The organism is Frankia sp. ACN1ag, assembly GCF_001414035.1.
GTDB classification, from domain to species: domain Bacteria; phylum Actinomycetota; class Actinomycetes; order Frankiales; family Frankiaceae; genus Frankia; species Frankia torreyi.
In genome coordinates this window covers 21250-35365 of sequence record NZ_LJPA01000010.1, presented here as the reverse complement: position 1 = coordinate 35365, position 14116 = coordinate 21250, and the positions used below count along the sequence as shown (strand labels likewise).

Sequence of the window (14116 nt, the reverse complement as noted above, 5' to 3'; positions counted from 1 at the left end):
GCATGCCACATCTCTCCGGGTGAGGAAACTTATACGGAGAAGCGCATTTGAGTGCCCTTTTCAGGTGACGTATTCGTCAGATGACCCGCACTATCCGGCCAGGTGCACAGCAACGCGGCGCCGGCCCGCGTACAGGCCGGCGCCGCGCGTCTCTCAGGTGCCGGCCCCGGCGCGGGCGAGCAGCTCGCGGCGGACCGCCGCTTTGGAGATCTTGAGCATCGAGCCCTGGGTTGGCAGCTCGTCGGTGAGCTCGAGCTGCTCGGGCAGCTTGTAGCGGCCCAGCCCCGCGGCGAGCAGGTGGCGTTGCATCTCGGCGAAGTCCAGGTCGGGCTGGCCGGGCACCCGCTCCACCACCGCGCAGACCCGCTCGCCGCGTTCGTCGTCGGGCAGGCCGACCACGGCGACCCGGGCGACCAGCGGGTGCGTGCCCAGCAGGTCCTCGACCTCCCGCGCGGAGATGTTCTCGCCCTTGCGGATGATGATGTCCTTGATCCGGCCGGTGAGCTTGATCCGGCCGTCCGGGCGGACCAGCCCCAGGTCGCCGGTGCGTAACCAGCCGTCGACGAACGCCTCCGCGGTCTGCGCCGGATCCCGGTAGCCGGCGCAGACCTGGGGTCCGCGGATCTGCAGCTCGCCCTCCTCCCCCGGGTCGGCGACGGTGCCGTCGAGACGGGCGGCCCGGATCTCGATGCCGCGCACGGGCGCCCCGTCGGTCCCCCGGCGCAGCTCGACGTCGTCGTCGGGGTAGCCGACGGCGATCATCGGGACCTCGGTCATCCCGTAGGCGGGGATGTAGGTCACCTCGAGCTCGGCGGTGATCTGGTCGAACATCGCCGGGGGGGTGGGGCCGGCGCCGCCGCCGAGCTGGCGCAGGTCCGGCAGCAGGCGGCCGGCCCCGCGCCGGCGCTGCTCGCGCAGCAGCAGCTCCCCGAACGCGACGCTGCCGCCGCACAGGTTCACCCGGTGCCGGCGGAACAGCTCCGCCAGCGACGACGGGTCGAACCGCTCGACGGACAGGGTGCGGATCCCGACGGAGAACATGAAGCAGAACAGGTTCGGCCCGCCGATGTGCGCGATGGCGAACTGCATCGCGAACACCGTGTCGGCGTCGAGCCGCATCCGCTCGGCGTAGCCCCGCCCGCCCCACATCAGCGACTCGTCCGAGTGCAGCACGCCCTTGGGCTCGGACGTCGTACCGCTGGTGTAGAAGGTCCAGCGGGCCTCGCGCGGATCGGTCGGCGCCGCCGGCAGGATCGCCGGGTCGCCGTCGGGCAGGTCGTCGACACCGACGACGACGATCCGCGGCCGGGGGGCGTCCGACCAGTCGAGCCCGGAGACCATCTCGACGTAGTCGAACCCGTTCCAGGTGCCGGGCAGCACGACCCACTCGGCGCCGGTCTGGCGCAGCGCGAAGCCGACCTCCCGGCCCCGCACCGCCGGGATCACCGGGTTCTGGTGGGCGCCGAGGCGGGCGAGCGCCAGGCACACCAGCAGGGTCTCGATCCTGGTCGGCAACTGCCAGGTCACCCGGGATCCCGGGCCGATCCCGAGCTGGTGCAGACCGGCGGCCACCCGTTCGGCCCGGTCGCGGAACTCGCCGAAGGTGATCCGGCGATCCCGCTCGTCAACGATCATCAACCGGTCCGGGGTGAGCCGGGCCCGCCGGTCGCACACCTCCCAGAAGGTGAGGTCGTCGATGGGTATCACGGCCGCTGCGGACGTCGTCACGGCTGCCACTCCTCTCTGCGATCGGTGCCGGCTCCCCGGTCGGTGCCGGCTTCCCGATCGGTGCCGGTGTCGCTCGTCATCCGCCGTGGTTCGGGGCGACGCCCAGGTAGTGCTCGAAGACCTCCTCGGCGACGTCCTCGGGGCGTCCGTCGAACACGATCCGCCCCTTGGTCAGCACGCAGACCCGGTCGGCCGCGGCGAGGGCGCGGTGGACGTACTGCTCGACGAGCAGCAGCGACGTTCCGGCCTGGGCGATCCGGTCGAGGAACTNGTAGATCTGGTCGACGATGACCGGGGCGAGCCCCATCGACACCTCGTCGACCAGCACGACGGCGGGTTCGTCGAGGTAGGCGCGCATCACCGCGAGCATCTGCTGCTGGCCGCCGGAGAGTTCGCCGGCCGGCTGGGACAGCTTGCTGCCGAGGATCGGGAAGTTCGCGACCGCGCGCTCGACCGCGTCGTCGACGTTGCGTTTCCAGGTGTGCAGGACGAGGTTCTCCCGCACGGTGAGCGACGGGTAGACGCCCCGGCCTTCCGGGATGTGGCACAGCCCGCCCCGGGCCCGCTGGTAGGGCCGGGCCCGGGTGACGTCCCGCCCGTCGAGGATCACCTCGCCGCGGGTCGGGCGCAGCAGGCCCGAGGCCACCCGCAGCAGCGTCGTCTTGCCCGCGCCGTTCGGCCCGAGCAGCGCGACCACGCTGCCGCGCGGCACGGTCAGCGAGACGTCGTGCAGCACGGCCGACGAGCCGTAGCCGGCGTCCAGCCCGCGGACCTCCAGCACCGGAGTCGCCGACGGGGCGGCGGCACCCTCGCCCTCCGGGCGGGTCTCGGTGACGGTCATGAGCTCACCTCCTGGGACACGGTCTGGCGCGACGCCGCCGCCGGCTCGGCCGGCTCGGACTGGCCGGCCGGCTCGGACTGGTCGGACTGGTCGGACTGGTCGCCGGAGGGCGCCTCGGAGCCGAGGTAGGCGGCGCGCACGGCGTCGCTCGCGGCGACCTCGGCGGGTGTCCCCTCGAAGATCGGGACGCCGAAGTCGAGGACGTAGATGTAGTGGCAGACCTCCATCACCAGCGCCATGTCGTGCTCGATGAGCAGGACGCCGACGTCGCCCTGGCGGATCACCTCGGCGAGCACCTCACCGAAGCGGGCGGTCTCCAGCCGGTTCAGGCCGGACGACGGCTCGTCGAGCAGGAGCATGTCGAACGGGCCGGCCAGGCAGCGGGCGAGCTCGACCAGCCGGCGCTCCCCGGTCGACAGGATGCCGACGGGCCGGTCCAGCAGATCGGTGATCCCGCAGGTGGCCGCGGCGCGTTCGACCGCGTCGGCGACGACCTTGCGCTGCGAGCGGGTCCCGGCGAGGTGCCGCCAGGGCCGGACCCCGGCCATGGACGCCTCCCGGCCGAGCACGATGTTCTCCCGCACCGACATCGAGTCGAACAGTTCCATCCGTTGGAACGTCCGGCCGAGGCCGCCGCGGGCCCGCGCCGAAGGGGCGAGGCGCGACACGTCCGAGCCGTGCAGCCGTACCCGCCCGCTGCTGGGGCGGACCAGTCCGGAGCAGGCGTTGAACGTCGTGGTCTTGCCGGCGCCGTTGGGCCCGATCAGCCCGGTGACCCGGCCCTGGGGGGCGATCAGCGAGAAGCTGTCGACGGCGAGGTTGCCACCGAAGCGGACGCTGACCTTCTCCACCTGGATGCCGCTGTCCGGCGCGGCGGCGACCGCCTCGGGCCGCTCGATGGAGATCGCCGCCACCTCGGCCGCCGCGGTCGCGTCGAGGGGCAGCACGTCGACGGGCAGCTCGTCCGCGCCGACCGGCGGCGTGGCGCCCGGCTCGCCGGCCGGTGCGCTCCCGGCCGCCGTGGCCGTCGCGGCCTCGGCTGGCCGGCCGCCGAGGCGGTCGGCCAGCCGGCGCAGCGCGACGTTGCGCGGCGGCCCCCCGCTCAGCGACACCGCGATGGCGGAGACGCCGAACAGGAAGTTCAGCCAGTTGGTGGTGTTCTCGTTGGTGATGTAGGCGCTGGGCAGAACCATGCCCGCCGCGGCGAGGAAGGCGTACCACGGCTCCCCGCCGAGGCTGATCACCAGGACGGCGAGGATCACCAGCGAAGAGAACGAGGAGAACGACGACCCGGTGACGGCCGAGACCGACCCGCCGTAGAGGCCGCCGTAGATCGCGGCGACGAAGGCGGACAGGCAGAACACGAGCACCCGGGTGGTGTTCACGCTCGCGCCGTGGGTGGCCAGCGCCGTCGGCGAGTCGCTCAGGCCGCGCAGCAGGCGCCCGAGCCGGCTGCGGTGCACGCCCACCACCAGGGCCGCGACCAGCACGACGAAGATCAGGACAAGGTAGTAGTACCCGCGGTCGCTCTCGAAGGCCGACAGGCCGGGGCGGGGCACCCGCACGCCCGACGTGCTGGACCCGAACAGGATCTTCAGCGGGTAGCCCATCTGCTCCAGCGCGATACCGAAGCCGAAGGTGGCCAGGGCCAGGAACACCCCGGACAGCCGGATCGCCGGGATCGCGATGATCGCGCCGACCGGGATGGCGACGAGGCCCGCGAGCAGCAGCGCGACCAGCCAGGGCAGGCCGAGGCCGGTGGTGAAGTGCCCCATGGCGGCGGCGCCGATCGCGGCGAACGCGGCATGGGCCAGCGACACCTGGCCCGAGGTGCGCACCAGCAGGCCGAGGGAGAGGAAGAGGATGACCTTCAGCAGCGCGTCGGTGTAGGTCGGGACGCGCGCGCTGCCGACGAGGAACGGCACGGCGACGGCGAGCGCCGCGAGCACGACGGCACCGCTGGCCTGGATGCGGGCCGGCGCCCGCCAGGTGTCGGTGACCAGCAGCCGGGCCGACAGGCGCCGGTCGACCAGCCGCCGGCGCGGGGTGAGGAGCAGGACCGCGAACAGCACGAGGAACGGGGTGCTCGGCGGCAGCCCGGTCAGCAGCGCGTTCGGGTGGGTGACCGCGCCGTACTTGGTGAGGATGGAGGCGAGCACGCCGACCACGAGGCCGCCGCCGTAGGTCAGCGGCAGGCTGGAGAAGTAGCCGAGCGCGGCGGCGCCGAACGCCTGCACGACGAGCAGCGTCAGCAGCAGGGCGTCCAGGCTCAGGCTGGGGGCGAGCAGAACGCCGGCGAGGCAGGCGAACGTGCTGCCGATCACCCACGACCAGCGGCGCACCGCCACCGGGTTGGTGCCGGCGGAGTCGAGCAGCTCCGGATCGTCGACGACGCCGCGCATCGCCAGGCCCAGGCGGGCGAAGCGGAAGAACAGGTACAGCCCCGCGGTGGCGACCAGCGCGATGGCCGTGATGATGATCTGGTCCCAGGTGACGACCGTCCCGGACAGCGTGAACGCCGAGCCGGTCGGCAGGAACGTCGGGAAGGTCTGGCTCTGGGCGCCGTAGCGGGCGGTGAAGAAGCCCTGGACGGCCAGGATGATGCCGATGGTTGCAACGATCTTGTAGACGACCCGGACTTCGGCGAGGCGGCGTGCCATCAACTCGAGCAGAAGTCCGAGGGCGGGTCCTACGACGCCGACGCTCAGCAGTGCGGCGAATCCCCAGGGGAGGTCGTGTTGGACCCGTAAGAAGTAGAAGGTGTAGGCGGCGGTCGTGGCGACCGCCCCGTGCGCAAGGTTGAAGATCCCGGATGTCTTGTAGGTGAGCACCAGGCCCGTGGCCGCCAGCCCGTAGACGGAACCGGAAACCAGGCCGATGATCACAAAGGGTAAGAGGTCGTTCATGCGATCGGCCACCCTGCCGACCGGGAACGCACACCTCGGAAGATCATTCCGACACTCCCGTCAGATTCTGCCTCAGACCGAACCCACCACAGGGGCCGGACGGCCCGCCCGGTCGGATGCCCACCCGAACGACCAGACCGCCCACTCGATCGTGTGGCCGGAATCATACCGTCAGATTGTCTGTCGACCAGAGGCTTGGCGCGTTCTTCTGTTGCAGCGGGTGTCCGACCTGCTCGCAGGGGCATCGAGGCCCCCGGCGAGGGCGGCGCGACGGCGACGCGTCGGGTGCGGCGGAGCAGGTGACGGAAGAGTTAGAACGGCCGGTCGTTCGGCGCCGCCGCGTGACCGGCCAGGCCCCGACGGCCCGGGATGCCGAGCCGTCGGGGGTGCGGACAGGGAGCCGCCCGGGGCGGGATACCGGGCCGTCCGCGTCCGGCGGCGATCAGCGCGCGGCGGCGCGGATGGTCTCGCGCAGGGAGCCCAACGTCGCCGCGAGGGCCGTCGGCTCGTGGCCACAGTGCGCCATGCAGTTCGCGCAGCGCGGGTCCTTGCCGCGGCCGTAGGAGTCCCAGTCGGTGGTGTCGAGCAGCTCCTGGTAGGACTCGGCGTAGCCGTCGCCCATCAGGTAGCAGGGCTTCTGCCAGCCGTACAGGGAGTAGGACGGGATTCCCCACGCGGTGCACGGGAAGTCCAGCTTGCCCTCGAGGAAGTCCAGGTAGAGCGGCGAGTGGTTGAGTCGCCAGCCCTTCCGGCGGCCTTCCGCGAACGCCTTCCGGAAAAGCTCCCGGGTTTCCTGGACACCCAGGAAGTTCTCCTGGTCGGGGGCCTTCTCGTAGGCGTACGCCGGGGAGAGCATCATCCCGTCGACGTTGAGGTCGTTGTTGAGGAAGTTCAGGACGTCGATGACGTTCTGCGGCGTGTCGGTGTTGAAGAAGGTCGTGTTGGTGGTCNCCCGGAANCCCCGCCGCTGGGCCTCCTTGATGTTGTCCACGGCCTGGGCGAACACACCCTTCTTCGCCACGATCTCGTCGTGACGTTCCTCCAGGCCGTCGATGTGCACCGCGAAGGACAGGTACGGCGACGGGGTGAGCTTGTCGATCTTCTTCGGGATGAGCAGCGCGTTCGTGCACAGGTAGACGAACTTCTTGCGCTTGACCAGGCCCTCGACGATCTTCTCGACCTGCGGGTGCATCAGCGGTTCACCGCCCGCCAGGCACACCACGGGGGCGCCGCACTCGTCGACCGCGGCCAGCGCCTGCTCGACCGGCATGCGCTGTTTCAGCACGTCCGCCGGATGCTGGATCTTGCCGCAGCCCTCACAGGCCAGGTTGCACGCGAACAGCGGTTCCAGTTCAAGGGTGATGGGGAACTTCTCGCGCCGCAGAATCTTCTGCTTCGCGAGATAGGCTCCGACTCTGATCGCCTGACGTGCTGGAATGGCCATTTTCACCCTCCTGGTGGTTGATCTCGATCTCGCCGGGTGGGTGGAGCAGTGCCCTGCCGGGACCAGTCTAGGTCCACAATCCATCCGGTTCGCGGCCGAGTACCGGTGAGAGTTATGTAACCGACGAGGTACGACCCAACCCAGCCCGCCCACACCCGAAAGGGTCAATCGACGAATAGCCCGGTCAGGAGGTCCGCCGGGTCGCCGGGTGCTCGTTCGGCTCCGCGTTCGACGCCTGGTCGAATGTGCTTGTCCACCGCACCCTGAAAGCTCGCCGCAGGACGACGCCGGCGCGCCGGAACGCAAACTCGCCGGGCCTGGTCCGGCCGTGGCCCGCGCTGGCTACGCTGCCCACATGACGGCGAACCGGCGCATCGTGCTCGCTTCCGGGTCACCGCGGCGGCGCGAGCTGCTGGCCCGGCTCGGCGTGTCCTTCGAGGTGGTCGTCAGCGGCGTCGACGAGTCCACGACGACCGCGACGGCCCCCGAGCTGACCGTCGAGCTCGCCGAGCGCAAGGCCCGCGCCGTCGCCGCGCTGCGCCCCGAGGACCTCATCCTCGGCAGCGACACCGTCGTCGAGGTCGACGGCCGGATCCTCGGCAAGCCCGCCTCCCCCGCCGAGGCCCTCGCCATGCTGCGCAGCCTGCGCGGGCGGACCCACCGGGTCGTCACCGGCGTCGTCGTCCTCGACGCGGCGAGTGGCACCATCCGCGGCCGCGCGGCCGTCACCGCGGTGACGATGCGCGACGTCCCCGACGCCGAGCTCGCCGCCTACGTCGCCACCGGCGAGCCGATGGACGCCGCCGGCGCCTACGCCATCCAGGGCGGTGCCGCCGCGTTCGTCACCACCGTCGACGGCGCCCTCGACACCGTTATCGGCCTGCCGACCGCCGTCGTCCGTGACCTGCTCACCGCCGCCGGCACCGCCGGCACCGCCGTCCCCGCCCCTGCCGCCAACCGTCCCTGAGCCCCACCGCCGAGCACAGCGTTGCGCGAGCACAGCGTTGCGCGGGCAGGCACCGGGACCGGGACCGGCGATGGATGTTCCGCGGAACCGCGCCACGCCACGCCATGCGGCGTTCTACGTGCGCGCGCTCACGGCCGTCGCCGCGCTGCCGGCCGCATCCGCGCTCGCAGTCGCGCCCGGCGCCGGGTCGGGCTCGGCGTGCGGACCGCGGCGGACGGAGGTCAGGACGACCACGGCGCCGACCAGGGCCGCGACCGCCGCCCACAGTGCGACCCGGTCGATGCCGGCGGCGTAGCCCGCCCGGACCGACGGTGCCGCCCGCAGCCGCGCCGAGAAGACGGCTCCGAACAGCGCGATGCCCAGGGTCATGCCGAGCTGGCGGAAGGTGTTGACGGCACCGCCGGCCATGCCTGCCTGCCGCGGCGGCACCGACTCGACCGCGGCGGAGACCAGCACCGGCGTGGTCAGGCCGACGCCGACGCCCACCACGGCGAGGCCCGCGAACAGCGCGGACTGGCCGGAGCCGGTCCCCACGAACAGCCGCAGCAGCGCAGAGCCCGCGGCGACGCAGAGCAGCCCTACCCCGATCGGCAGGCGCGGCGCGAACCGGTGGGTGTGGCGACCCGCGACGGCGGCGACCACGAATGCCGTCCCGGCCAGCGGCATCAGCGCCAGGCCGCCGCGCACGGGGCTGAGGCCGAGGACGTTCTGCAGCCACAGCGAGACGTAGACCAGGCCGCCGAACGCCGCCAGCTGGAACAGCAACGCCCCGGTCAGCAGACCCGCGAAGGACGGCCGCCGCAGCAGCGCCAGGTCCAGCATGGGGCGGGCGGTCAGCCGTTCGGCGACGAGGAAGCCGACGGCGGCGAGCCCGGCGACGACGAACGCGGCCACGGCCAGCCGGTCGTCCCAGCCCTGTTCGCCGCCTCGGATCAGCGCGTACGTCACAGCAGCCGCAGCCAGGGTGAAGGCGATCGCACCGGGCAGGTCGAGGCGGCCGGCTTTGCGGGACCCGGCCGGCAGCACCCGCAGGGTCAGGATCATCGCGACGACCGCGATCGGCAGGTTCACCAGGAAGATCGCCTGCCAGCCGAGGCCCTCGGTGAGCAGTCCGCCGGCGATCGGCCCGGCCGCGGCGGCGGCGCCGTTGACCGCGCCCCACACGCCGAAGGCCACCCCGCGGTCCCGACCGTGGTAGGTGGCGGCGACCAGCGCGGCGGAGGTCGCGAACATCGCGGCACCGCCGACGCCCTGCACCGCGCGGGCGGTGATGAGCACGGCGGCGTTCGGTGCGAGCGAGCACGCCAGGGACGCGGCCGCGAAGACGACGAGCCCGGCCACATACAGCCGGCGGTGGCCGAACAGGTCGGCCAGCGAGCCGACGGCCAGCAGCAGGGCGGCCAGGGCGAGGGCGTAGATGTCGATCACCCATTGCAGGGAGGTGAAGGACGCGTGCAGGTCGTCCGCCATCCGGGGCAGGGCGACGTTCACGATGGTGACGTCGACCAGCAGGATGAAGGCGCCCAGGCAGATCGCCGTGAGGGGCAGCCATTTGCGCATGTCGGGGAACTCCGTTCCGGGGGCGAGGGCCGGGTGGCGGCCGTGACGTCGTCCGACCGCGGGGCGCCGAGCACCGGCGGCCGGACAGCCGGTCGAGCAGCGGCGGCCGGACAGCCGGTCGATCCGTGGTGCCACCGTCCACCGGGCCGGGCCCGAACCCCAGCCATCGGCGCCGGTGCGGCGGAATCCGACAGCGGCTAGCCTCCATGGGTGGAATCCGACGTGTCGTGGTCTTCGGGAGACGATCTGGACCGGCTCGACCGGCGGATCATGCATGCCCTCCAGATCGACGGCCGGGCACCGTTCGCGCGGATCGGCGAGGTGCTGGGCGTCTCCGACCAGACGGTGGCCCGCCGCTACGCCCGGCTGCGCGGCGCGGGGACGCTGCGCGTGCTGGGCCTGGTCGACCCGTTGCGCGTCGGGCTGACCGCGTGGCTCGTGCGGGTGCGGTGCACCCCGGACGCGGCGGCGTCCGTCGGGGAGGCGCTGGCCCGGCGCACCGACACCCGGTGGGTGAGCCTGATCTCCGGCGGCACGGAGATCTCCTGCATCGTGCAGGGCGCCGCCCCCGGCCAGGACGACACGCTGCTGTTGCAGCAGCTCCCGCGCACCCCCCGGGTCGTGCAGGTGTCCGCGCACGCGCTGCTGCACGTCTTCTTCGGCCGCGACCTCAGCCCGCTGACCCGTACCGGGCCACTCGGGCCGGCCGAGACCGCGGCGCTCGCCCCGCCCGACGCGCCAGCGCGCCGCTCGACCGAGACCACCGAGATCACCGAGATCACCGAGGCCCCCGTCCGGCTCAGCCGCGACGATCAGCGGCTGTTCGACGCGCTCGCCATGGACGGCCGGACCTCGGCGGCCGAGCTGGCCACGGCCACCGGGTGGTCACAGACGACGGTGCGGCGCAGGCTGGCGGAGCTGCGGTCGTCCGGCGCGCTCTACTACGACCTGGACTTCGATCACGCCACGCTGCTGGGGCACCTGCAGGCATCGTTGTGGCTGGAGGTCGAGCCGGCCCGGCTCGCCGAGGTCGGTGCCGCGCTCGCCGAGCACGAGGAGGTGGCGTTCGCCGGGGCGACCACGGGCACGGCGAACCTGTACGCGGCGGTCGTCTGCCGCGACGCCGGCGCCCTCTACCGTTACCTGACGGGCCCGGTCGCCGCGATCCCCGGCATCCGCCGCCTCGAGACCGCCCCCATCCACCGCACCCTCAAGGGCGCGGGCCCCCACCGCGGCACCCACCGCGACGCCCGCCGCACCGACTCGCCCGCCTGAGCGCTCGTCCTGCCAACCAGCCCCACGGTGAACGCCGTTGACTTGTGGTCTGCGTCACTCTACTGTCAACCCCTGGTCAGCTTCGCCGATGTGGGTGACTCAGGCGTGAAAGGAAGTTCGATGACGTCCCTTGGACTCGATTCCTACGTTGTGACCGACAGCTTCTTCGGGGTGCCGTACATCGACGAGGACGAGCAGCGCAGCGAGCCCGTCGAGCATCGTTATATCCACGGCGGTTTCGAGGGAACGAGCACCCGGTTCGCCTTGTGCTATCCGCCCGCAGCGAGATGGCAGGGCCGCCTTTTCCAGCCGCTGGAAGGCGCCAACGCCGGCCACGAGAATGTCAACACCGGCCCGCTGGGCCAGGTCACCGGCGGGCTGGAGATGATTTTCCGGATGGGCGGCTACGCCGTCGAGTCCAACATGGGTCACATCGGCGACGTCATGGATCCGAAGGCCGGCCCCGATCCGACGATCTACGGTTACCGGGCCGCCGCCGAGTCGGCCCGGTTCGCCAAGTTCGTGGCCGCCCAGATCTACGGCGCGCCGACCGCCTACGCCTACGTGTACGGCGGCAGCGGGGGCGCGCGGCGCTCGCCGCTGTGCCTGGCCTACGCGCCCGACGTGTGGGACGCGGCCCTGCCCTACATGGGCGACGCCCAGGACGGCGACTACGGCGACCTGCGACTACTGCGCAACGGCACGCCCAATTTCAGCTCCATGTTCAACGTCCAGCGCGTCCTCGGAGACAAGATCCACGACGTGATCGACGCGATGTGGCCGGGCGGCAGCGGCGATCCGTTCGCCGGCCTGAACACCCATCAGCGCGAGGAACTCGCGAACGTCTACCGGATCGGCTATCCGCGCGGCGACGAGTCCTTCATCGCCCAGNCGATGGGACAGATGTGGCTGTGGTCGTCGATGGCCACGCGCCTGCAGGCCGACTATCCGGAATACTGGGAGAACTTCTGGACCAGGCCCGGTCATGTCGGGTTCGACCAGCCCGAGCTCGTGCGCGACGACCTGATCGAGCTGGACACGACCGTCAGGCGCGTCCTGTACGCGAAGGACCTGCTCGAGGACCCGACGCTGCAGACGGCGGAGCTGGGCCAGGTGCGCGCGCTGGCGGCGCTGTTCGCGGCCATGAACAACATGTGGCACATCCCGATGGCGGTGCAGCTCGACGAGGTTCCCACCGGCTACATCCTCGGGGCCGGCGTCGAACTGACCAGCGGCGCAGCCGCCGGACGCAAGCTCTACGTCCTCAACGGGCACCGGGACGTCCTGCTCGTCGACAGCGACGGCGAGGCCGCGAACCTGCGTTTCACCGGGGTCGAGCCGGGCGACCGGATCCGGGTCGACAACCACGCCTTCCTCGCCTACTGCTACTACTACCGCCACCACCTCCTCCCGTGGGAACCNGAATACGACTTCCTGCGGGTCGACGGCCAGCCCCTCTACCAGCAGTACGAACTACCGGAGATGTCGCCGTTCATGGGCGTCAAGCACACCGGCCGCATCGAGGGCAAGCTGCTGTGGGTCCACCACACGCACGATTCGTCGCTCTGGCCGCCGCAGGGCCTGGGCTTCAAGGCGAACATCGAACGCGAGTACGGCGTCGAGCTGGCCCGCACGAAGTTCCGGCTGCGCTGGACCGAGAACGCCGAGCACGTGCCGCCGAACATGGCCGCCTCGGTGCCGGGCCGGGCGAACACCACCTACCTGGTGGACTACCAGCCGATCATCGAGCAGTCCCTGGCGGACCTGATCGACTGGGTGGAGAACGGCGTCGAACCGGTGGACACCGAGTACGACTACCGCGACGGCGCGATCGTCCTGCCGGCGACGGCCAAGGAGCGCCGCGGCATCCAGCCGGTCGTGTCGGTGACGGCGAACGGCGGCTCCCGCGCCGAGGTCGCGGTGGGCGAGGCGGTCACGCTGTCCGCCCACGCCGAGACGCCGCCCGGCGCCGGCACGATCATCGGCCTCCGGTGGGACTTCGACGGGCAGGGCAGCTTCCCGCGCACGGAGGACCTCGACGGCTCACAGGCCGAGGTGACCGTGACCACGACGCACGCCTACGACGCGCCCGGCACCTACTTCGCCACCGCCCTCGTCGAATCCCACCGCGACGGTGACGTCGCCGCCACCTCGCGCCGCATCCCCAATCTGGCCTCGGCCCGCATCATCGTGCGCTAGCACCCACACTCCCAGGTCCGAGCCCCGACCCCGACCCCGACCCCGACTTCGACTCCGACTTCGACTTCGACTTCGAGGATCGTGGTGTGCATGGGAGCGGCGCCCTCTGTCTCCTCCACAGGGATAAATCGGACGCGCAACCCTGTGGAAGGACCATGGAGGCGCTCTCCCACGCATCCGCCGCGGACGCCCGAGCCGTCGCCCGGCGTTCCGCGATCGTCGGAGCGGCTCGCGGCGGTCAGCCCGCAGACCGTGCCGCCGGAGACACTGTGGTCACTGTGGTCACTGTTCCGGACAATTTCCGGGAAACCTCCTCGCTTGGCGGCGACGCGCCCCTAAGCTGTCGTTCCGGCAGATATCACGATGGCCGCCGCATCACAGCATGACCGGCGGCAGATCGCATCGAGTTCCAGTCTCCTCACTCTGTTCCGACGATTTCTCGCGTGCGCGCTGGGCCGTCCAGCTCGATTCCAGCTCCGGCCTTCCGCCGCTGTCTCTGCCACTGCCACTGCCACTGCCACTGCCACTATCGCCGCTGTTTTTCCCACCGGGAAATCCGCGGCGCGGAAGAACGCTGCCCGGAAACGGGCTGCGGCGCAGCAGTTCCCGCCGACTCCCCTGACCTGGAGATGCCCATGGCAAGCGTGCACGACGACGCCGAGACGAAGCTCGCCGAGATCGCGACCGGGCCGGCGGGCGGGCCCACCGACCTCCCGCCCGCCATGACGCGTCCGGCCCCCACCGAGGCCGACCTGCGCCCGGCCCTGTCCCAGGCGGCGAGCTTCGCCCCCCTGCGGGCCGAACCCCGCGAAGGCGTCGGCCGGCGGTTGCTGCGTGGCCGCGCGAAGTCGGCCGAGCTGCTCACCAGCGACGAGTGGATGTACTACCTGTCCGACAGCACGTCGATCGGGCGGATCTCGATCCCCGGAACCCACGAGTCCTGCGCCCGCTACGGCAAGGGAAACATCTTCGTGCCCTGCCAGACGCTCGACGTCGCCGACCAGCTCGACCTGGGCTGCCGGTTCCTCGACATCCGCTGCCGGGTCGTCGGCAGCGGCTCGGACCGGTCGTTCGCCATCCACCACGGCGCCTACTACCAGAGCATCATGTTCGGTGACGTCCAGCAGAAGTGTGCGGACTTCCTCTCCAGCCACCCGTCCGAGTTCATCCTGATGCGGGTGAAGCAGGAGTACTCN

The 14116-nt window shown here is 71.6% G+C and carries 8 protein-coding genes and 3 pseudogenes; 4 read left to right on the top strand and 7 right to left on the bottom strand.

Annotated features, from left to right (window positions below):
• Nucleotides 1–153: 153 nt before the first annotated feature.
• The 6 genes and pseudogenes from UK82_RS10825 to hpnH (UK82_RS37230) all read right to left on the bottom strand — a co-directional run.
• Nucleotides 154–1737: an AMP-binding protein gene (locus UK82_RS10825; RefSeq protein WP_083507132.1), complete on the bottom strand. Its 1584-nt coding sequence runs from the start codon at nucleotides 1735–1737 to the stop codon at nucleotides 154–156.
• A gap of 67 nt (nucleotides 1738–1804) precedes the next feature.
• Nucleotides 1805–1998 (bottom strand): annotated as a pseudogene (locus tag UK82_RS42550) (ABC transporter ATP-binding protein); the annotation flags it as partial.
• Nucleotide 1999: 1 nt separating this feature from the next.
• Nucleotides 2000–2569, bottom strand: a 570-nt coding sequence (locus tag UK82_RS10820) for an ABC transporter ATP-binding protein (RefSeq protein ID WP_236705779.1), incomplete at its 3' end; no start/stop codon positions are given.
• Nucleotides 2566–5475 (bottom strand): branched-chain amino acid ABC transporter permease/ATP-binding protein, encoded by a 2910-nt coding sequence (locus UK82_RS10815; protein WP_044886485.1) that lies wholly within the window; start codon nucleotides 5473–5475, stop codon nucleotides 2566–2568. The genes UK82_RS10815 and UK82_RS10820, both read right to left, overlap by 4 nt.
• A 442-nt stretch (nucleotides 5476–5917) precedes the next feature.
• Nucleotides 5918–6425, bottom strand: a pseudogene (gene hpnH, locus UK82_RS37235) (adenosyl-hopene transferase HpnH); the annotation flags it as partial.
• A gap of 9 nt (nucleotides 6426–6434) precedes the next feature.
• A partial coding sequence (hpnH, locus tag UK82_RS37230) for an adenosyl-hopene transferase HpnH (RefSeq protein WP_236705778.1) occupies nucleotides 6435–6919 on the bottom strand: 485 nt, incomplete at its 3' end.
• Between the two features lie 355 nt (nucleotides 6920–7274).
• On the opposite strand from hpnH (UK82_RS37230), the gene UK82_RS10805 reads away from it, so the two are divergent.
• Nucleotides 7275–7886 carry a nucleoside triphosphate pyrophosphatase gene (locus UK82_RS10805; RefSeq protein ID WP_055407030.1) on the top strand — a complete coding sequence of 204 codons (612 nt, stop codon included), beginning with the start codon at nucleotides 7275–7277 and terminating at the stop codon, nucleotides 7884–7886.
• Nucleotides 7887–8000: 114 nt separating this feature from the next.
• Here UK82_RS10805 and UK82_RS10800 read toward each other — a convergent pair whose 3' ends face one another.
• Nucleotides 8001–9446, bottom strand: coding sequence for an MFS transporter (locus tag UK82_RS10800; protein ID WP_044886486.1), 1446 nt, complete (start codon nucleotides 9444–9446; stop codon nucleotides 8001–8003).
• Between the two features lie 210 nt (nucleotides 9447–9656).
• On the opposite strand from UK82_RS10800, the gene UK82_RS10795 reads away from it, so the two are divergent.
• The 3 genes and pseudogenes from UK82_RS10795 to UK82_RS42010 all read left to right on the top strand — a co-directional run.
• On the top strand, nucleotides 9657–10721 hold the full coding sequence (locus UK82_RS10795) for an Lrp/AsnC family transcriptional regulator (protein WP_055407029.1): 1065 nt from the start codon (nucleotides 9657–9659) through the stop codon (nucleotides 10719–10721).
• Nucleotides 10722–12143: 1422 nt separating this feature from the next.
• A partial coding sequence (locus UK82_RS37225; RefSeq protein WP_236705776.1) for a PKD domain-containing protein occupies nucleotides 12144–12920 on the top strand: 777 nt, incomplete at its 5' end.
• A gap of 629 nt (nucleotides 12921–13549) precedes the next feature.
• Nucleotides 13550–14115, top strand: a pseudogene (locus UK82_RS42010) (phosphatidylinositol-specific phospholipase C domain-containing protein); the annotation flags it as partial.
• Nucleotide 14116 lies beyond the last annotated feature (1 nt).

Excerpts from the sequence above, each read along its gene's own strand:
- UK82_RS10815 (WP_044886485.1), bottom strand. The coding sequence starts at position 5,475 with ATGAACGACCTCTTACCCTTTGTGATCATCGGCCTGGTTTCCGGTTCC.
- UK82_RS10805 (WP_055407030.1), top strand. The coding sequence starts at position 7,275 with ATGACGGCGAACCGGCGCATCGTGCTCGCTTCCGGGTCACCGCGGCGG.
- UK82_RS10800 (WP_044886486.1), bottom strand. The coding sequence starts at position 9,446 with ATGCGCAAATGGCTGCCCCTCACGGCGATCTGCCTGGGCGCCTTCATC.